The organism is Sorangium aterium, from assembly GCF_028368935.1.
Classification (GTDB): domain Bacteria; phylum Myxococcota_A; class Polyangia; order Polyangiales; family Polyangiaceae; genus Sorangium; species Sorangium atrum.
Window position 1 is genome coordinate 2,191,362 of the sequence record NZ_JAQNDK010000002.1, and the last position, 19,187, is coordinate 2,210,548.

Genomic DNA, 19,187 nt, shown 5'->3' on the forward strand with positions numbered 1-19,187 from the left:
CCGGCCGGGTCCCCGGGCGCACGGCGCCGCCCACGGCGCCCGCGTCAGTCGGCGTTCACGGCCACGGCGGTGGTCTTGCCGCTGGCGAGCGCGCCGGCGCGGCGGATGATGCCGATGAACTCCTGCTGATCGCCCTTGCTGGACGCGGCGGCCCTCGCGATCTTCTCGATGTCGGCGAGCCTCCAGGAGCGCGCGTGCGGGCTGTGGCGCAGGACCTCCGCGAACCCTGCCACCGCGGACGCGAAGCGGAAGTCGGCCGGCGCCGCGTCGAAGGTGGGGGCGATGGCGCCCGGGGCCATCTTGACCAGGGTCTCCTCGGCCGTGTTCGAGCCGAGCGGCGCCTTGTGGCGGAGGCGCACGACGACCGGCGCCGCGCCCTCGCCCTTCAGCGCGGGGGCCTTGAGCTCGACGTCGTAGATGGCCGTCACGCTGTGCCCTGCGCCGATCTCGCCGGCGTCCACCTTGTCGTTCCGGAAATCCCGGTCGGCCACGTCGCGGTTCTCGTAGCCGATGAGCCGGTAGCTCTTGACGAAGCTCGGGTCGAACTCGACCTGGATCTTCACGTCGCGGGCGATGACCTGGAGCATCCCGCCGACCTGCTCCGAGAAGACCCGCCGCGCCTGCGCCTCGCTGTCGATATAGGCGTAGTTCCCGTCGCCCTGGTTGGCGAGCTGCTCCATCATGAGATCCTTGTAGTTGCCCTGGCCGAAGCCGATGGTGGACAGCGTGATCCCCTTGTCCCTCGCGCGCTTGATGGTCTTCAGGATCTCGTCGTGGGAGGTCGGGCCGACGTTCGCGTCTCCGTCGGAGAGCACGATGACGCGGTTGACGTGCCCCTTCACGAGCGTCCGCTCGGCGAGGCTGTAAGCGAGATCGATGCCGCTCGACATGGCGGTGGAGCCGCCCGCGGTGAGGTCGTCGAGGGCCGCGAGGATCTTCCCCTTGCTCTCGATGCCGGTCGGCGCGAGCACCTCTCGCACGCTGCCCGCATAGGTGCAGAGCGCCACGGTGTCCCCCGGCTTGAGGGTGTCGGTGAGCATCTTCAGGCTCTTCTTCGCGAGCTCGATCTTGTCCGGCGACTGCATCGAGCCGCTGGTGTCGACGAGGTACACGAGGTGCACCGGGGTCCGCTCCTTGGCCGTCACGCGCTTGCCCTGGACCGCCACGCGCACGAGGTGGTGGCCCGCCGTGAACGGCGAGGGCGCGGCCGCGAGGTGCACGGCGAACGGGCCTGCCGCGGGCGAGGCATAGCCGTAATCGAAGTAGTTGAGGAACTCCTCGGCGCGCACGGCCTGATACGGGGGCAGCGCGCCATCCATGATCTTGCGGCGCGCGATGGCGTAAGAGGCCGTGTCCACGTCGATCGCGAACGTCGAGAGGCGGTCCTTCGCGGGGTCCTCGACCGGGTTGACGCCGTAGTCCCGGTACGTCTCGCTGCCCTGGGGTTCGGGCGCCGTGACGGCGACGGACGCGGGCGGGGGCGCGGGGCGCGCCACGGCCGTCGCCGCCGGGGTGGGCGCCTTCTTGGGCGCGGGCGCGCCGCCCGTCACCTGGATGCGCGCGTCCGCCCCGGTCGCGGCGCCCGCCTTGGTCGCCCGCGACTGCGTCGGCATGGGCGAGGCCGGCGAGGGCGCCACAGGGGCGGCCGCCACGGGCAGGGCCGGCGGCGGCGCGGGCTCCGCGGGCGCCGCGCCAGGATAGGCCGCCTCGGCTTCCTCGCGCTTGGCGGTGGACGCGCGGCCCTCGTCTTGCGGCGCGTCGAACTCCGGCTGCATGGCCCGCCCGGCGGCGGCCTCGGTCGGCGCGGCCGACGCGGTCGCCGCCGTGGGGGAAGGCGTGGATCCACCGCAGCCGATGAGCAGCGCGGTGACGAGGGCGGGGGCGACGAGATCGAGGGGCCGGGTGCGCATGAGGTGTCCTCCTTGAAGGGGATCGCGAGGGCGGATCCCTGCTGTACGTTCTCGTGGGTCGGCCATCGCCGATCGCCACACAGGTCCATGTGAGGGCCGCACGCGCGGCTGCCCCACAGCGCGTTTTCCACGGGCGAGACGGACCCCTCGCCGCTTTTGCTGCGCGAACGCCGCGTGTCGCCGGTCGTCCGGCGAGCCGACGAAGGGGCTCTCGCGGCCGGGGCCCGCCGTGGCGGGGCTCGGCGCGTCCGAGTGCCAGGGAAACGCGGTCGTCTCGGCCGGCTTACACCCGAAATCGACGGGAGCTCGGGTCGGGTCCTCCACCCTCGGAATCAGAGGGGGAGAGCGGGCGCGTGGCGTGGCGCCGCACGCTAGATTGAGCAAGATCGCGGGGAGGCGGGGCGGCGACGGCCGTCCTCCTTCCTTCCCGCTTCCCTCTCGATCTCTCCTCAGGAGGTGCGTGATGAGCGAAACGAGCCGTGAGCGCTTCCAATCGACCCTGTGCCGCGCCAGGAAGATCGCCGTCCTGACGGGCGCAGGCGTCTCGGCGGAGTCGGGCATCCCCACGTTCCGCGGCGCTGGGGGGCTGTGGCGGCGTTACGAGGCGACGAGCCTCGCCTCGCCCGAGGCGTGGCAGCGCGATCCGGGCCTCGTCTGGGAGTTCTACAACCACCGCCGGGAGCGCGCCCTCGGCTGCGCCCCGAACCCGGGCCATCACGCGCTGGCGCAGCTGGAGGCGCGGTGGCGGGAGGCCGGCAGGGTCTTCACCCTCATCACCCAGAACATCGACGGCCTGCACGAGCAGGCGGGGTCCCGGAGCCCGGTGCGCCTCCACGGCTCGCTGTGGCAGGTGCGCTGTCTCTCGTGCGGGAGCGTGACCGAGAACCGCGACGTGCCCATCACGCCTGCCTTCGCGGGCAGCGGCTCCCCCGATCCGGAGGCCCCCGCCCGCCGCTTCACGGCGGCGGAGCTGCCGCGCTGCCGCTGCGGCGGCGCCCTTCGCCCGCACGTGGTCTGGTTCGGCGAGGCCCTCCAGGAGAGCGATCTCGCCGCGGCGGCCGCCGGCGTCGAGGGCTGTGATCTCCTGCTCGTCGTCGGTACGTCGGCCGTTGTGTATCCCGCGGCCGGTTTCGTCCCCATGGCCAAGCGCCACGGCGCCCTCATCGCCGAGGTCAACGTCGAGCCGAGCGCGATCTCCGGCCTCTGCGATGTCGTGTTCACCGGCGGCTCCGGCGCGATCCTGCCCTCCCTGCTCGACGCCACGCCGGGCCGAGCGCCGTGAGCGCCGCGGCCTGACGGGCGCGGCGAGCCGGCGGCTTCAGCGCGGCGCGCGCTCTCGTCGCAGCGGGCGCGCGGTGCACGCACCGCGCGGCGCGGCGCGTGCTTCCGCCGGGGCCATGGAGCAGGTCAACCGTGGGATCTCAGGGCTAACGTGGGTGGCGATCGCGCTCGTCGTGATCGGCGCCGTCAACTGGGGGTTCGTTGGGCTGTTCGAGTTCGACGTGGTCGCCGGGCTGTTCGGCAGGCTCAGCGCGCTCAGCCGCATCATCTACGTGCTCGTCGGGCTCGCTGGGCTCTACCTGCTCTACGCTGCGGTCCAGCTCGGAAAGCGCGAACGGGTCACCACGATGCCCTGAGGGCGACGCGCCTGCGCGCCTCGGGCGCTCATGCTCCCGGGCTGGCCTGGCCGCCGAAGCCGCGCGGACGGGCGGCGGCCGCGCGCGCCTCGATGAACCGCGACACCGCGTCGACGAACGCCTCGGGGTTCTCCACCTGCGGCATGTGCCCTGTCGCCGGGATGAAGGTGAGCTGCGACCCCGGCAGCGAAGCGTGAAGCTTCTTCGCGTCGTCCGCGCTGTTGCCGAGGAGCTGGTCCGCCTCGCCCCAGACGAGGAGGGGATTCAGGCTGAGCGGGGCCCGGAGACCTCCCTGGATGGCGACGTCGAGCACCGCCTCCAGCTCAGGTGGATTGGCGCTCTCCAGGACGTCCCGCAGGGCAGCCGGGGCGCGGCCGGGATCGGCGTAGGCGCGGCCCAGGACCCCCGGGCTATAGGTCTGCTTCCGCATCAACGCGCGCAGCACCCGGCGGGGCAGCGGCCGCGCTCCGAGCCAGCCGACGAAGCGCGGCAGCGGGGGGATGGGAACGCCGTTGACGAACACCAGCCCTCGGCAGCGGGACGCGAACAGGGTAGCGAAGCTCGATACGACCGATACGCCGAAGGAGTTGCCGATGCACCACGCGCTCGAGACACCGAGCTCGTCCAGGAGCCGCTCGAGCCAGCGCGCATAGGCGTCCAGGGAGCCGAGCCCCGGGGTGTCCGTGCGCCCGATGCCAGGCAGATCGGGCGCGATCACCCGGAAGCGCTCCGAGAATCGCTCCCAGACAGGCCCCCAGTGCATCGGCGCCCCACCCCAGGCGCCGTGCACCAGCAGCAGCGGCTCGCCCTGCCCGCCCACGTGGACGCTGGCAGGGCGGCCGTCGATCGCGATCTCCTTCAACGAAACCGTGCTCATGCCCCTCTCCTGTGCGGCATCATCGCGGGCCCATCCTGCCCCCGGGCGCCGGGGGCCCGCAACAGGAACGCACGCCGACGCGCGCCCCCGTCCATCCCTCTTGCCCGCGCGGGCGCGCGGCGGCGCGCGGCGCCTCTCGGGCCTTCGCGCTTGCCTCACGGGCAGCCGATCGCGGTATCGTCCCCGCCGTGTCCCCCGCTCAGAAGCTCCGCGATCTGCTCGCCTCGCCCGGCCTCCTCGTCATGCCTTGCTGCTTCGACGCGCTGTCGGCGCGGCTGATCGAGCAGGCCGGCTTCTCCCTCTCGTTCATGAGCGGCTTCGCGGTCTCCGCCGCGCGCCTCGGCGCGCCCGACACGGGGCTCATCTCGTATGGTGAGATGGTCGATCAGGCGCGGGCGATCTGCGGCGCCGTGTCGATTCCGGTGCTCGGCGACGGCGACACGGGCTACGGCAATGCGATGAACGTGAAGCGCACGGTGCGCGGTTATGCGCAGGCCGGGCTGGCCTGCGTCATGATCGAGGACCAGGTCGCTCCGAAGCGCTGCGGCCACACGCGCGGCAAGCAGGTCGTGCCCCGCGACGAGGCGTTCACCCGCGTCCAGGCCGCCGTGGACGCGCGCGACGAGGGCGCCGGCGTGCTCATCATGGCCCGCACCGACGCCCGCCAGACGCACGGGTTCGATGAGGCGCTCACCCGCGCGCGGGCGTTCGCCGATCTCGGGGCAGACATCGTGTTCCTGGAGGCGCCCGAGAGCGTGGAGGAGATGCGAACGTTCTGCCGCGAGGTGCGCGCGCCGACCATGGCCAACATGGTGGATCACGGCAGGACGCCGGTGCTGCCGCCGGCCGAGCTCGAGGCGATCGGCTACAAGATCGCGGCCTATCCGCTCACCCTGCTCTCGGTCGCCGCCGCCGCCATGCGCGAGGCGCTCGCGTCCCTGCGCGCCGGCCGGCACCCCGATCCGCGGATGAGCTTCGCGGCGCTCCAGGAGATCGTGGGGTTCCCCGAGTACTATGCTGAAGAGGAGCGCTATGCGCAGCCGCCAGGGAAGGGGTGAGTCGAGCACCATGGCCACGATGTCCTCCGCGTCCTCCGCCGCGCCCGCGTCGCTCCTCGACGCCGCGCGCAGCCTCGTTCCGCTCGTCCAGGAGCACCCCCAGCGGGGAGAGCGGGAGCGCCGCCTGCCCGATCCGGTCGCGAGGGCGCTCCGGGAGTCGGGCATCTTCCGCATGTGTCGTCCGCGCGCGCTGGGCGGGCTCGAGGTCGATCCCCTCACGGCGCTGCAGGTCATCGAGGAGCTCTCGCGCGCCGACGGCGCCGCAGGGTGGTGCGCCATGATCTGCGGCACGACCGGCGCGTTCGAGGCGTACATCCCGGCGGAGGGGGGCAAAGAGATGCATGCGAGCCCGGACGCCGTGACGGCTGGGGTCTTCGCACCGAGCGGGCGCGCCGTCGAGGTCGAGGGAGGCTATCGGGTCGCCGGGAGGTGGGCGATGGCGAGCGCCTGTCATCATTGCGACTGGCTGGGCGGCACCGCGGTGGTCTACGACGGGTCGGCCCCGCGCATGCTGCCCGGGGGCGTCCCCGAGGCCATCGTGCCGATGTTCCGCGCCTCGGAGTGCGAGATCCTGGATACGTGGAGCGTCTCCGGCCTCGCCGGCACCGGGAGCCACGATTTCGCGGTCGTGGACGTCTTCGTGCCGAGCAGCCGGTGCATCCGACTCCCGATGACGGCGCCGACCCATCCAGGGCCTCTCTTCGTGTTCCCTCTCTTCGGCTTCCTCGCGAGCGCTGTCGCGGCGACCGCGCTCGGGATGGCGCGCGCGGCCGTCGATGAGCTGACCCGGCTCGCGGCGACCAAGCGGCCGAGCGGCATGACGACGTCGCTCGCGACGCGGCCCTCGACGGCGCTCGCCGTGGCCGAGGCCGAGGCCACGCTGGGCGCGGCCAGGGCCTACCTCCTCGAGGCCGTCGGCGCCGTCTGGGACGCCGCGGTCTCTGGCAGCTCGATCTCGCTGCGGGAGCGGGCGCGCGTCCGGCTCGCCGCGACGAACGCCGCCCTCGGCGCGGCGCGCGCCGTCGATCTGGCCTTCACGGCGGGCGGCGCCACGGCGCTCTACGCGGAGAGCCCTCTTCAACGCAGCTTCCGCGACGTGCACGCCGTCACGCAGCACGCCCTCGTCGCCCCGCACACGCGCGAGGTCCAGGGCCGTGTGCTCCTCGGGCTGGACACCGAGCTGCCGATGTTCTGAGGGGCCGTCCGCGCGAAGAGATGCGGATACGAGAGGGCAGGGCGCGCCCCGCCCTCATCCCAGGGGCAGATCCACCCAGCGCTCGAACCCAGGCCGGCGCTTGATGCGGCCGTACCACGCGTCGACGTGCTGCAGCGCGGGCCGCTCGGTCTTCAGGTTGTACCACCGCTGCGCCGCGACCCCGAGCGGGATATCGGCGAACGTGAAGTACTCTCCCGCGGCCCACGGGTGCCGCGACAGCTGCCTGTCGAGGATCCCCAGCGCGGCGAGCGTCGACTTGCGCGCTGCCTCGATCGCGGCCTGATCGCGGCGCTCTTCGGGCGTGCGCACCAGCTGCACCAGGAGCGTCCGGATCGGGGGCCACAGGGTCCCGAACTGCCAGTCGGTCCAGGCGTCGGCGCGCGCCCTGTCGGCGAGATCGCTCGGCTGGAGCGGCGCCGACCCGTAGCGCGAGAACAGATAACGCACGATCGCGTGCGACTCCCAGAGCACCAGCGGGCCGTCCTCGAGCGTCGGAACCAGCCCGTTCGGGTTGAGGGTGAGATAGTCGGCGTCCTTGACGCGACCGAACGTCCCGCCGGCGTCGATGCGCTCGAAATCGAGCTTGAGCTCGTCGAGCGCCCAGAGGACCTTCTGCACGTTCGAAGAATTCTTGTGACCCCAGAGCTTCACCATGATGTCCCTTGTCCCTCGGCGCCGCTCAGGCGGCCGTCGTCGCCGGCTTCACGAACTTCGCGAAGCGCTCCACGTAGAACTCGACCGGATTCTGGATGGCGCGCACCGCGGGGCGCGCCTGCACAGCCTCGATCCACGCCCTGAGCCGCGTGAGCTCCGCGGGGATGGAGAAGTCGCGGAGGCGGCCGACCGCCGACAGCCGCTCGAACCATGGATAGAAGGAGAGATCGACGAGGCTGACCTCGGCGCCGAGCCAGTAGGGCCCTTGGCCGGACGATCTCGCCAGCGCCTCCCGCTCGATGAACGCGAGCACGTCGCCAAGCGCCTTGCGCCCCTCCGCCTCCTGGTCCCGGTTCTCGGCCCTGAGCAGCTGGGTGAACGCCGGCACGAGGCGCGTGTTCGAGTAATCGATCCAGATCCTCGCCAGGGCGCGCTTGCCCGGCTCCCTGGGCAGGAGCCGCGGCTCGGGGAAGACCTCCTCGATGTACTCGTTGATGATCGCCGACTCCCAGATGCGGTGGCCCTCGTGCTCGATCGCCGGGACCTTGCCGTAGAGCGAGGCGTCGACGAACGCCCGCGGCTTGTTCTGCAGATCGACCTCGGTCAGCTCGAAGTCGATCGCCTTCTCCTGTAAAACGAGCCGGGTGCGGTGGGCGAAGGGGCACGCCTTCGCGCTGTAGAGTCGCAGCTTCGTCATCCTGTTCTCCTTGATGGCGTGCGCCAGGCGAAGAGCTCTCCTGCTCTCAGGCAGGGGGTGTGCTCCGCTCACGGGCCGTCGTCGTGGCAGAGAGCAGGGAGCGTGCCAGAGCGCTGTTGCAGGAACGGATCGCAATCGTCCGCGCCGGCCGCGCGCTTGCTGCGACGGAAGCAGGGATTGCTGGTGATGTGCTGCGGAGGCAGCAGTGAATCCGGCGTGGGGCGTGGGAAGGCCGCTGCTGATCGAAGGTCGACTCTTGTCGAGTACCCGGGAGACGTCGGGCCCCTCGGGAGCCGGGATGACGCGTGCTCAGATCTTCATCCTTCCTCCTCGTGTCATGGTTCGCAGTCCGCGCCACCTCAGCCAATGGCACCTCTGCTCGAGCGGTCATCCGTCGTCCACGCGCGGGCGTGGAGGTGGATCTCCTCCCGGTGTGCGGGAAGGCGCGCTGATGTTTTCCGCCTTACTCTTCTATGGCGGACATTAATCTGTTATGACGGACATGTCAAGCCGCTCCGCGGCGGCGTCGATGCCCTCGGCAAGAGGTGCGTGGACCGGTGTGCGAAGGGGATGGCCGCGGCGGTGGTGCGGCATCGGCCGGATGTGCGAGGGATGTCTTTGTTGTAAGCTCCGTGGCGTGACGACCGCTCGCTCCGACGCCGGAGCAATCGATGGGCTGCATGGTTCGAGACGTGACCGTCGCATGGTCCGATGGGCCGGGCGAGAGGCGACACGCACGGAGCGACGCGATGACAGGTGAGCGCCCGCCGGACTGCGTCCTGACCGCTCGGCTGATGCTGCGAGCGTGGCGACCCGAGGATTCACCTCTGATCAGGGATGCGATTGACTCCAGCCTTGCCCACCTGCGGCCCTGGATGCCGTGGGCTGTGCACGAGCCTTCTTCCGTGGAGGCGACCGCGGCGCTCTTGGAGAAGTTCCGGGACGACTTCACGGCAGGACGCGACTTTCATTATGGCATCTTCACGCGCGACGAGCGCGCCGTGCTCGGGGGTATGGGGCTCCATCCGCGGATCGGCCCGGGCGCGATCGAGATCGGCTACTGGCTCCGGGAAACCGCGACGCGCTGCGGTTACGCAACTGAGGCGGTGGCGCGCCTGACCCGGATCGCGCTCGAGGACCTCGGCCTGAGCCGCGTCGAGATCCGTTGCGATCCGCGGAACACCGCGAGCGCCGCCGTGCCCAGGCGGCTCGGGTATCTGCATGTGGCGACGCTCGAAGCGAACGCCCTGACGCCCGCGGGCGAGCCGCGCGACACGATGGTGTGGGCGCAGACGGCCGCGGAACTCGCGGGGTCGAGCCGGGGAGGCTGAAGTTCATGAGCCGCTCGTTCTCGGCAAGCGCGCCACGAGCACCATCGGATATGGAGCGGTGCATGGGAGTGATGGCGGCGCTCAGAGCTCGAGCGTCATCTCGATCATCGTACGGCGAAAGCCGAATCGCTCGAACAGGCGTTGCGCGGCGGCGTTCTGCGTCGCGGTATGGAGCACGACGCGCGGCGCACCCAGGGCGTGGAGGCGCGCGATGACGGCTTCGAGCAGGATGGCGCCTGCGCCGAGCCGGCGCGCGGGCTCGGCGACGTAAATATCGTGGAGCGCGCCGCAGGCGTCGAGGAGGCTATTCCAGTCGCGCGGCTCCCGGCGGCCGTAGGCGTAGCCGACCAGCGTCGGCTCGGCGCCGCCCTTCTCGGCGACGACGATCGTGGCGCTGGGGTTGTCGAGCTCGCTGGTGAGCCACCGTTCGTAGCCCGGCTCGAGCGGCTCCAGGCACAGGAAGCGGTGTGGATCAAGGGCATGGTGCAGGCGGACGAGGTCAGCCGCGAAGCACGCCACCTCGGGCATATCCTCGCGCTTGGCCGGGCGAGCTGTGATGGAAGGGGTCATTCAGCCAGGATAGCGCGCACCGGACGGGATATCGACGTGGCGGACGTGAGAGACGGTCGAGTGATCCATGCCACGGCAGAGGCTGAGATTGCGTTGGTGAGCTCGAGGAGCGACCGCTCATCCATTCGATAGGTACGAGAGGCCGGGCATGATTTTCGGCATCGGAAGGCGCTTTACTGCGGTATCGATGATAGGCTACGAAACCGCTCGAGGATGACATCCTCGATGCCCAGGAGCCTGTGTCGAAGGCGACGGCGGAGTACGTCATCGTCTTGGTGGCGCTCGGAGCAACGCGCCTGAGCTCCAGGAGCAAGTGCAATGGAGGCCGGCAGGCGCGCGAGGCAGCGTGCCGTCGTTGGCCCCTTCTGCTTGCGCTAGAGAGGGCCCAGGTTGGCCGAACCTGCGGTGGGACACTCCGGCGCCCCTGGTCGTGACAAATGTGGTAGCCTCGCACGCGGCGGTCTCCGGGATCCGTCGCTGACCTGAGATTTGCCTGGAAAGCAGAGTAGCCCGTGCGATTTCCCGCTGCAGCCTTCCTCCTCGTGGTCGCCTCCCTCCTTCCCGTGGTGCTCGTCCCCTTCCGTGCACACGCCCAGGCTTCCGGGACGAAGGTCAGTCAGCAAATACAGCAACTCTTTAATCAAGCCGTCGCAGAAATGGAGGCCGGCCAATTCCAGGCGGCCTGTCCGAAGCTGGAACACGTAGTCGAGTATCAACCGGACGGATTCGGCGCCCGTTTGGCGCTCGCGGAATGCTACGAAGGCATGGGTGACTTCCCACGTGCGTGGCAGACGTGTTTTGACACCAAGCTCGCGGCATTAAAGGCAAAGAACGGCAAACGGGCACAGGATGCGGAGCGTTGTATGGTCGACCTCGATCCGAAGGTCGCGAAGATCGTATTGAACGTGTCCGATGACGTCCGTTCCTCGCCCGATCTGGAGATCGCGCTCGACGGCGCTCGCGTGGAACTTTCGCGCTGGGGAGCACCGATGGCCGTCGCGCGCGGGGAGCACGTCGTGGTGGCGACAGCACGAGGAAGGCTGCCGTGGCGTAAAAGCATCACGCTACAGTCAGGTGGTAGCCCACAGCCGATCGATGTGGACGCTCCGACGACTGGTTCGTCCGCAAGCTCCGGGAGTAATGCCGGTGGATCGCCAGCGAGCACCGGCGCTGGTGCTTCAGGAGTGCCGCCGCCGAACTCGCGAGCAGGGACGGCTCAGGAAGGGACCGCTTCTGCGAGCGCTGCGCAGCCGGGCGTATCGCCACCGGGCACGGCGCGCCAGGGCGTGGCGCAGCAAGGTAAGAGCCAGGGGATGGTTACTCAGAGCGCGGCACAGCCGGCCACTCCGTTGACCAAGCGGGTAGGCGTCACGGCTCGTCATAATGAGGACGGAATTCAATCGCGTCAGCGTGCACTGGGCACCATTGCCTTGGGCTTCGGGGGTGCAGGCGCTTTCGTGGGGACGGTACTCGGCACGATCTCGCTCAGGGTGGAAGACAAGGGGAACGCGCTAGGCACCGCATCGCTTATCACCTTGGCGACCAGCGGGGTACTGTTGGCAACTGGTGGTGTTCTGGTCCTCGCGACCGGTCCCAGCGGCTCGAGCGCCAACATCTTGCTCAACCCGCAGGGCGTCTCGGCGCAGCTGAGGTGGTGACCGATGCTCCACGTCGGCTGCTGTCTCTCATCACGAACCGCTGCGCTGCTGCAGTCGCACATCGACTCGGCCGCGCTTGGATCTCGGCTGTCTCTATCTCCATCGCACGTGCCCTGCATGCCACGGGTCGATGACTCAGGACAGGGCGCTGCTTGTACCGGCTGAACATCGTGTCTCCTGGAGCACCTATGGAGCCTTCGCACTTCTCCGTCCTGCATCCCGGCGCCCTCTTCTGCGGAAGATATGAGGTTGTCCGTTGCATCAAGGCCGGCGCGATGGGCGCGGTCTACGAGGTGCTGGACACCGTCACGCACAGCCGCAGGGCCCTCAAGGTGATGCTCCCCGGTATCGTCGACGATCCCGACCTGCGCGTCCGCTTCGCTCAGGAAGCCAAGATCACAGGCGGCGTGGAGAGTGACCACATCGTCCGGGTCTCCGACGCCGGCATCGATGCATCTTCCAGGATGCCCTTTCTCGTGATGGACCTGCTTCGCGGCGAGGAATTGGGCAGCATGCTGAGGCGACGCGGACCGCTTCCGCCGGCGGAGGTGGTAACCTACCTCTTCCAGGTTGCGCTCGCCCTCGAGAAGACCCACGCAGCGGGCATCGTGCACCGCGACCTCAAGCCGGAGAATCTGTTCGTTACGTCGCGCGACGACGGAACGCCTTGCATCAAGATCCTTGATTTCGGCATCGCCAAGGTGGCGGCACAGAGCAGCCAGGCCAAGGGAACCGTGCCTATCGGGACACCGCTCTATATGTCTCCTGAGCAGATCCGCGGAGATGGTGACATCGGACCGCGTGCCGACCTGTATGCGCTCGGTCACATCGCACACGCGGTCCTCTCCGGGGAAGCCTACTGGACGGCGGAGATGAAAGCGGCGCCTTCCATCTTCCCCGTATTATCAAAAATTCTTGCTGGGCCGCTCGAACCGCCGAGCGTGCGCTCGGCGTGGCGCGGCGTGCTCCTGCCCCCGGCCTTTGACGCCTGGTTCCTCCGCGCCACGGCTCTGCGCCCCGAGCACCGGTTCGAGGGGGCCCGTGCCGCGGTCGGCGCTCTCGTCGAAGCGCTGGGGCTGTCGAGCCCACGCGCCAGTCTGCCGTCGCATCCTCGGTTGCTTCCCGAGACGGCGATCCCGATCGAGGGCGCCGGAGCTCAGGCAGTCCAGGCACAGGATCCTGTGAAAAGCCAGGGGAGTGGTCCGCAGGCTCCGCCTGGCAATGCGACTGGCGCTCCCACCACGCACACCACACGTGTCTGGAGGCGGCGGCGTCGCGGACTGCTACCCTTGGCGGTCGCGCCTCTCGGGCTGCTCCTCCTCGGTCTCCTCGGCTTCATGCTATGGCGCATGACCCCTGCGCATGACGAGAGCCGGGTGGTCGATGCATCGTTTCATGAGGCTGACGGCGCCTCGAGCGCTCAAGCGGTTGCAGAATCTGCAAGCACCTCATCGCCCTCGGCTCCTCCGGCACCGTCTTCACGCGTCCCGGAGCCTCTCCCCATAGCAACCGCGGCCGCCGGTCCTCCGCCAGTTCCCTCGAACGCTGCGAAACCCTCCGCTGCATCGGCCGCAGCACCATCCAGAACAACCTCTGCGCCTGCGGCAGCACAGAGCAACGCTCCACGGCCGAAACCTGCGCCTACGCCCGCGCCATCAGCGACGGCTGTGCGCAAACAGAGGAGTATCTTCTAGCTCCGTAGAATGGCTGTCTGATGAGAGGGACAGGGGGACCGCCGAGACGCCACGAGAAAAAACTCCCGGTTTCAGATGGCGTCCTTGACGTGCTGGCGTTTCTTGATTCGGTCCGCTGTCTCCCACGGGCTGAGCGCCTCCCTCAGCGACCCTTCCCGGCCCCCAGGCTCTCCAGCGCCTGCTCCGCGTCGCGCCGGTAGGCGTTGTCGGTCGGCGCCGTCTCCAGGAAGCGCTCGTAGTGGTGGATGGCCCTCTCGCGGTTGTTCGTCGCGCGGAGCGCCTCGGCGAGGAGGAAGTGCGCGTCGAACAGCCACGGCGGGGTCGAGCGGTCCGGCGCCTCGCCCAGGGTGACCGCCTGCTCCATCTCGCTCGCGGTCCCGGCCCGGTTGCCGCGCGACGCGTAGATCTTGCCGAGGCGGTAGTGCCACTCGGGGACCTTGTCGTTGGCCGCGATCGCCTTGCGCCACGCCTCCTCCGCCGCCGCCCAGTTGCCCTGATCCTGGTAGCAGAGCGCCATCGTGGCGTAGGCCTCGTAGCGGGACGGCCGCTTCTCCAGCGCGATCTTCAGATCCGCCAGCGCGTCCCGGCTCGCCCCCTGCTTCTGCAGCAGCACGCCGCGCTGCCAGTACGCGTCGCCGAGCTCCGCGTCGAGCTCCAGCGCGCGCCTCAGCGCCATCTCCGCGCGCGCGGTCTGGGCCGTCTCGTTGGCGCCCCAGCCGACGTACAGGTGGTACTCGGCGCGGTTCGGGTCGAGCTCCGCGGCGCGCTCCAGGAAGCGCAGCGCCTCGGCCATGTTCGTGCCGCGCACGAGGAGCGCGCGGCCGAGGAAGTGGTTCGCCTCGGCGGAGTTCGCGCGATCCTTGAGCACGTCGCGCAGGATCGGCTCCGCCTGGCTCGCGTGGCCCGCCATGACCTGGGTCGAGCCGACGCGCAGCTTCAGGTCGATGTCGTTCGGCGCCTTGCGGAGCGCGTCGGCGTACATCTCCAGCGCGCGCTCGCTCTGGCCGGTCTCCTCGAACAGGAGCCCGCGCTCGAGCGCGAGGCCCGGGTAGTCCTTGTCGGCCGCCGTGACCTTGTCGAAGACCTTCGCGGCGTCCTCGAACCGGCGCAGGCGACGGTACGCCACGCCCAGCTTGAACTGGCTGCCGAGGTCGTCCTCCTTCGCGAGCGCGAGCTCGAGCTCCTGCCGGGCTTCGTCGTAGCGTCCGGTCTGGAGCGCGACCTCCGCCTTGGCCTTGTGCAGCGCGGGCAGGTCCGGGAACTTCGCCGTCGCCTCCGACAGCTTCTCCGCCGCCGCCTCGTTGCGGCCCATGCTGGACAGGAGCGACGCCAGCGCCACGTAAGCGTCGACGACCTCCGGGAGGTTCTCGGTCGACTTCACGGCGTCGAGGTACGCCTGCTCCGCGTCCTTCTTGTTGCCGAGCGCGAGCTCGGTGCGCCCGAGCCAGTAAGCGACCTGCGGGGCCGCCGCGTGGGTCTTCTGCAGCTCCTTCAGGAGGTCCTTCGCCTCCTTCATGCGCTCCTGCGCCAGCCAGGTCTTCGCCTTGCCGAGCTGCGCGGCGAGGTTCTTGTCGTCGGCGCGGGCCGCGGCCTCGAAGCGCGCCTGCGCCTCGGAGTAGCGGCCCGACCGGTAGAGGACCTCGCCGTTGCCGATCAGGGCGCGCACCGCCTGCGGGTCGAGCTTCACCGCGGCGGCGAACGCCTGCTCTGCCGCGCTCATGCGCGACTTCGCAAGGTGGATGGCGCCGAGCAGCGTGTACGCGTCGACGATCTCGGGGTCGCTCGCGGCGGCCCGGATCGGGCCGTCGCCGGTGACCTTGCCGAGCAGATCGAGCGCCTCCTGCTCGCGGCCCGGGGTCTGCCAGAGGAGCGACGCGATCAGGGTGCGGGCCCCGACGTGGTCGGGTGAGGCCTCGAGCGCGCCTCGGGCGCTCGCCTCGGCCCCCGCGGCGTCCCCGGCGAGGAGCTGCGCCCGGGCCAGGCCGTAGAGCGTGCGCGCGCTCTTCTGGATGCCGCTCGCGTGCTGCCACGCCGCGATCGCCTTGGGGGCGTCCTTGGCGGCGAGCTCGATCTCGGCAGCGAGGACGGCGAGGTCGATGTCGTCCTTGAGCTGCGCGGCGAGCGCCTGCGCGGCCTGCCGCGCGCGCGGGAGCTCGCCGCTGGCCGCGGCCTGCGCCGCGGCGGCCAGGGAGAGCAGGTCGCTCGGATGGGAGCTCGCGAGCGTGAGCATCTCCTTGCCGAAGGCGTCGTCGACGGTCCGGTGCCCGAAGCGGATGCTCCGCGCGAAGGCGATGTACGCGGCGTAGGCCATGGTCGGCCGGTGGCGCGGCGCATTGCCGCGCGCGGCGTTGGCGTCGTTCAGCGCTCCGTTGGCGGCCGACGCGGTGTCCTTGCCGAAGGCCGCCTGGGTCCGCTGGCGGAGCTCGGCGAGCGCCCCTTCGTGCGCGAAGGCGTTGAGCCGGTCGCTGATGAGGTTCACGCCGAAGGCGCCGACGTCCGGAACGAGCGCCAGCGCGCCGCCGCTGACGGCGGCGACAGCGAGCGCCGCCACGACGTAGCGCTTGATCTTCGACTTTTGCGGCGGTGCTTCCGTGGTCGCCGCGGGCTTCGCGACCTGCGCCTCGGGACCGGCGCTCAGGTCGCCGATCTCGGTGCCCGCGCCGGTGAGGTCGACCTCGTCCCCGACGCTGGGGTGCGGCTCGCTGAGCTCGATGCCCCGATCGTCGGCGTCCGCGGGCGATTGCGTGAAGTTCCCGGAGCGGTCGGACGGATCGTAAGGGGCGGGCGCGGCGCCGGGGACGAGCTGCGTGACGCTCTCGCCGAGCGCGATCTCGTCGCCGAAATCGGCGACGCCGAAGCCTGCGTTGGGCGAGGCGCCGAAGCTGGTGGTGGGCGCGGCGCGGACGTCGGAGGGCGGCGCGGCGCCGAAGCCGGTGGTGGGCGCGGCGCGGACGTCGGAGGGCGGCGCGGCGAGGAAGTCGGCGGGCGGCACGGCGCCGAAATCGACCGGCGGCATGGCGCTGCTGCTGGGCGGCTCGGGCGCTGCCTGCGGCGGGAGGGGGCGCGGCCCGGGCGCCTGGAATGCGGCGCCCACGCGAGAGTCGTCGTAGTCCGGCGGGGCCTCGTCAAAGAGCTCGGCGCCGACGATGGTCCCTGGTCCGGCAGGCGAGCCGGCACCGGTGGCCTTCGTGGGGAGGGCGGAGCCGGCGGTCTTCGTGGGGAGGGCGGAGCCGGCGGTCTTCGTGGGGAGGGCGGGGCCGGTGGCCTTCGTGGGGAAGCCCGCGGGGGCCGGGGCGGGGAAGCCCGCTTGGGCCGGGGCGGGGAAGCCCGCCTGGGCCGCGGCCGGGAGCCCGGCGCGAGCCGGCGAGGGAAGCTGCGCGGAAGCCGGCGTGGGCAGGCCCGTGTTCGAGAACGGAGCGGGCATGCCGATGACGGCCGGGGCCGAGCTCGGCAGATCGCCGGCGACGATGGGCAGGTCGCCCGAGGACGCCGAGGGCAGCTCGGAGTCGCCGTCGCCCTCGAGAGGCAGCTCGAGCTCGCCGAAGCCGAACGACATGGAGCCGCCGGTGGAGCGCGCCGGAGGAGCCGGGGGCGCGTCGTCGTCCAGGTCCCCGAAATCGTACTCCGGGGCCACGCGCGGGGGCGCGTCTGCCGCACCGCGGGTGCGCCCGCGCCCGAGCGGCTGCGTGGCGGCCCCGGCGTTTCGCGCGCCGAGCCCCGCGTCGCGCGCGCCGGGCCCCGAGGGGGCGCCCGGCGCCGACTCTCGCTCGCCGAACCCGAGGGTGCGCCGGCTGCTCGGAGGATGCGGCTCGACCCGCGCCGGCAGGTCGGCCCCGGAGAACGCGGTCGGCGTCGCCGGGGCGGTGCGGGACTCCGCGCGCGAGCGCGCCGGGAGCGCCGACGCCCCTGGCGCATTGCCGTAGACGACAGGCAGATCGTCCGGGTTGAGCCCCTGCACCTCGACGTCCGTCGGGCTCGGGAGCTCGACCATGAGGTCGATCTCGCCAAAGCCGCGCCGCTGCGGCACGGTCTTGGCGTTTCGCCGATCGGACGGCGCAGGGCGATCGGGGACGTCCGGCAGGCCGATCTCGCCGAAGACCTCCGGCCCCGGGGGCTCAGGAGGCGGCGCGGGCGCCGCGGGCGCCGCGCGGCGCGGCGGCGTCGGTACCGGCGCCGCCGCCGGCCCCGGGCGCCGTGGAGGCACGACGGCGGGGAATGCGACATCCTCCGGAGCCGCCACGGGCAGATCGGCGTCCTCGGGCCCCGCCGGGGCGCTCCGCTCCGAGAGCTGAAGACCTCCCGCCCCGGCCCGCGGCGGGGGGGTGGGCACAGGCGTCGGCGCAGGCGCTGCGCTCGCGCCCCCCTTGGTCACCAGCAGGCTCGTACCGCACTTCGGACAGCGCATCCTGAGCCCCGCAGGGGGGACACGCTTCTCGTCGACTTGGTACGGCGATTTGCACCCGTCGCACTCGACCTTGATCATGCTTCCCGACCCGATGCCGGCGCCGCGAGTGCCTTCGCAGGCGCCCCCACGCTCGTTCGGCCCGCGAAAGGCCGGGATGCCCCGACATCCGCTCTCCTTACTAGCAGGGGTTGTGGTCCTTGGATCGCCTCTTCTTCCGGCTGCCCTCAAATCGGCGACTTCCTCGGGCATATCGCGTGCTTGGTCCGGAAGCAGGAAGCGGACGGCAAGCGGACAGCACGCGGACGGCAAGCGGACAGCACGCGGACGAGGGGCGGCCGGGGACGGCGGGGGATGGAGGGACGCGGGGGCGGCGAGGGAGCAGCGACGCCGTCCGGCAGGCGGCGCGTCGCCATCGCGGCCTCGCCAAGCGTCCTCCACCTGTGCTAACGCGCTGCCGCCCATGCAGCGCTCGACGGCGGTCATCTACACGCTCTTCTTCGCGGGCGCGCTGGCGTTCGTCATCACGAACGGCGGCTCGAAGGGGCGCGGCGCGGCCAGCGCGCCCGCCGACGCAGGCGCCGACGCCGTCGACGCCGCCGCCGCGCCTGCGACGACCGCGGCGGGCGACGGCGACGCGGGGAGCGACGCCGGCGCAGAGGACATCGTCCAGGAGAGGGGCCCCGAGCCGGCGGGGCGATCCGACGCGGGCGTCACGCTCCTCTCGGGCGAGGCGCCGCCCTCGCTGCCGGCCGAGGCGCCGAAGAAGGTGCGCTTCGGCGTCGTGCTGATCCAGTACCGCGGCGCGCAGGGCGCGGCGCCGACCGCGCGCTCCAAGGACGCCGCGCTGGCGCTCGCCCGGGAGCTCGCCGAGGTGGCCAAGACGGACTTCAAGGCCGCCATCGAGAAGGGCGACAAGGGGTCGACCGACGACCTCGGCTACATCCCGCGCGGCGTGCTGGAGCCCGCGCCGGAGTACGAGCTGTTCAGCCTCCCCAAGGGGGGCGTGGGCGGCCCTGTCGACACGCCGCGCGGCTTTTGGATCGCGCGTCGGATCGAGTAAGTAGAGCGTACCGCGCGCGGCGCGTCGCCGCGGACGCGAACGAGTGGAGATACCGCATGGCGACGATCGACATCCGCCGGCAGCACGCGCTCACCAAGGACGAGGCCAGGAAGCGCGCGGAAGAGCTTGCGCGGGGCATGGAAGACAAGCTCGGCATCCAGTGGCGATGGGACGGCGACGTCATCCGGTTCGAGGCGCCGGGCGGCGCCGCGAAGGGGACGAAGGGCCTCGTGCGCGTCGAGGCGTCCGCTGTCCATGTCGAGATCGACCTCCCGTTCCTGCTGAAGGCGATGAAGGGCATGGTCGAGTCGAAGGTCAACGACAAGCTCGACGCCGTGCTGGGCAGGGCCTAGCTCGCGAGCGGGCGACCTCCTCCCCTCCCGCGCGCCGCGGGGCCCGCGAGCGCGCCCACCGTTCTTC

General features: G+C 71.1%; 15 protein-coding genes. 9 read left to right on the plus strand and 6 right to left on the minus strand.

The window, feature by feature from the left end; translation table 11 throughout:
- Positions 1-44 precede the first annotated feature (44 nt).
- Positions 45-1,910: a vWA domain-containing protein gene (locus tag POL72_RS23225; protein WP_272097700.1), complete on the minus strand. Its 1,866-nt coding sequence runs from the start codon at positions 1,908-1,910 to the stop codon at positions 45-47.
- A gap of 463 nt (positions 1,911-2,373) precedes the next feature.
- Here POL72_RS23225 and POL72_RS23230 point away from each other — a divergent pair, with 463 nt between their 5' ends.
- Together POL72_RS23230 and POL72_RS23235 are read left to right on the plus strand one after the other, a co-directional pair.
- Positions 2,374-3,192, plus strand: coding sequence for an SIR2 family NAD-dependent protein deacylase (locus POL72_RS23230; RefSeq protein WP_272097701.1), 819 nt, complete (start codon positions 2,374-2,376; stop codon positions 3,190-3,192).
- Between the two features lie 154 nt (positions 3,193-3,346).
- Complete coding sequence (locus POL72_RS23235; protein ID WP_272097702.1) at positions 3,347-3,547, plus strand: DUF378 domain-containing protein; 201 nt, start codon at positions 3,347-3,349, stop codon at positions 3,545-3,547.
- A gap of 28 nt (positions 3,548-3,575) precedes the next feature.
- Here POL72_RS23235 and POL72_RS23240 read toward each other — a convergent pair whose 3' ends face one another.
- Complete coding sequence (locus tag POL72_RS23240) at positions 3,576-4,424, minus strand: alpha/beta fold hydrolase (RefSeq protein WP_272097703.1); 849 nt, start codon at positions 4,422-4,424, stop codon at positions 3,576-3,578.
- A 188-nt stretch (positions 4,425-4,612) separates the two neighbouring features.
- On the opposite strand from POL72_RS23240, the gene POL72_RS23245 reads away from it, so the two are divergent.
- Entirely contained in the window at positions 4,613-5,482 is an 870-nt protein-coding gene (locus POL72_RS23245; RefSeq protein ID WP_272097704.1) for an isocitrate lyase/PEP mutase family protein, read from the plus strand.
- Between the two features lie 10 nt (positions 5,483-5,492).
- Positions 5,493-6,677, plus strand: coding sequence for an acyl-CoA dehydrogenase family protein (locus tag POL72_RS23250; protein ID WP_272097705.1), 1,185 nt, complete (start codon positions 5,493-5,495; stop codon positions 6,675-6,677).
- Positions 6,678-6,731: 54 nt separating this feature from the next.
- On the opposite strand, the gene POL72_RS23255 is transcribed toward POL72_RS23250, so the two are convergent.
- Positions 6,732-7,352 carry a glutathione S-transferase family protein gene (locus tag POL72_RS23255; protein ID WP_272097706.1) on the minus strand — a complete coding sequence of 207 codons (621 nt, stop codon included), beginning with the start codon at positions 7,350-7,352 and terminating at the stop codon, positions 6,732-6,734.
- Between the two features lie 25 nt (positions 7,353-7,377).
- A complete protein-coding gene (locus tag POL72_RS23260) occupies positions 7,378-8,049 on the minus strand; it encodes a glutathione S-transferase family protein (protein ID WP_272097707.1) in 672 nt (223 codons plus the stop codon).
- A gap of 794 nt (positions 8,050-8,843) precedes the next feature.
- On the opposite strand from POL72_RS23260, the gene POL72_RS23265 reads away from it, so the two are divergent.
- A complete protein-coding gene (locus tag POL72_RS23265) occupies positions 8,844-9,380 on the plus strand; it encodes a GNAT family N-acetyltransferase (RefSeq protein ID WP_272097956.1) in 537 nt (178 codons plus the stop codon).
- Positions 9,381-9,461: 81 nt separating this feature from the next.
- Here the strand turns inward: POL72_RS23265 and POL72_RS23270 are convergent, their stop codons facing one another.
- On the minus strand, positions 9,462-9,950 hold the full coding sequence (locus POL72_RS23270) for a GNAT family N-acetyltransferase (RefSeq protein ID WP_272097708.1): 489 nt from the start codon (positions 9,948-9,950) through the stop codon (positions 9,462-9,464).
- A gap of 512 nt (positions 9,951-10,462) precedes the next feature.
- On the opposite strand from POL72_RS23270, the gene POL72_RS23275 reads away from it, so the two are divergent.
- Together POL72_RS23275 and POL72_RS23280 are read left to right on the plus strand one after the other, a co-directional pair.
- Positions 10,463-11,608: a tetratricopeptide repeat protein gene (locus POL72_RS23275; protein WP_272097709.1), complete on the plus strand. Its 1,146-nt coding sequence runs from the start codon at positions 10,463-10,465 to the stop codon at positions 11,606-11,608.
- 188 nt (positions 11,609-11,796) lie between these two features.
- Positions 11,797-13,302, plus strand: a complete 1,506-nt coding sequence (locus POL72_RS23280; protein ID WP_272097710.1) for a serine/threonine-protein kinase — start codon at positions 11,797-11,799, stop codon at positions 13,300-13,302.
- Positions 13,303-13,444: 142 nt separating this feature from the next.
- On the opposite strand, the gene POL72_RS23285 is transcribed toward POL72_RS23280, so the two are convergent.
- A complete protein-coding gene (locus tag POL72_RS23285) occupies positions 13,445-17,785 on the minus strand; it encodes a tetratricopeptide repeat protein (protein WP_272097711.1) in 4,341 nt (1,446 codons plus the stop codon).
- A gap of 382 nt (positions 17,786-18,167) precedes the next feature.
- On the opposite strand from POL72_RS23285, the gene POL72_RS23290 reads away from it, so the two are divergent.
- Positions 18,168-18,767: a peptidyl-prolyl cis-trans isomerase gene (locus POL72_RS23290; RefSeq protein ID WP_272097712.1), complete on the plus strand. Its 600-nt coding sequence runs from the start codon at positions 18,168-18,170 to the stop codon at positions 18,765-18,767.
- Between the two features lie 56 nt (positions 18,768-18,823).
- Positions 18,824-19,120 carry a polyhydroxyalkanoic acid system family protein gene (locus POL72_RS23295; protein WP_272097713.1) on the plus strand — a complete coding sequence of 99 codons (297 nt, stop codon included), beginning with the start codon at positions 18,824-18,826 and terminating at the stop codon, positions 19,118-19,120.
- Positions 19,121-19,187: the final 67 nt, after the last annotated feature.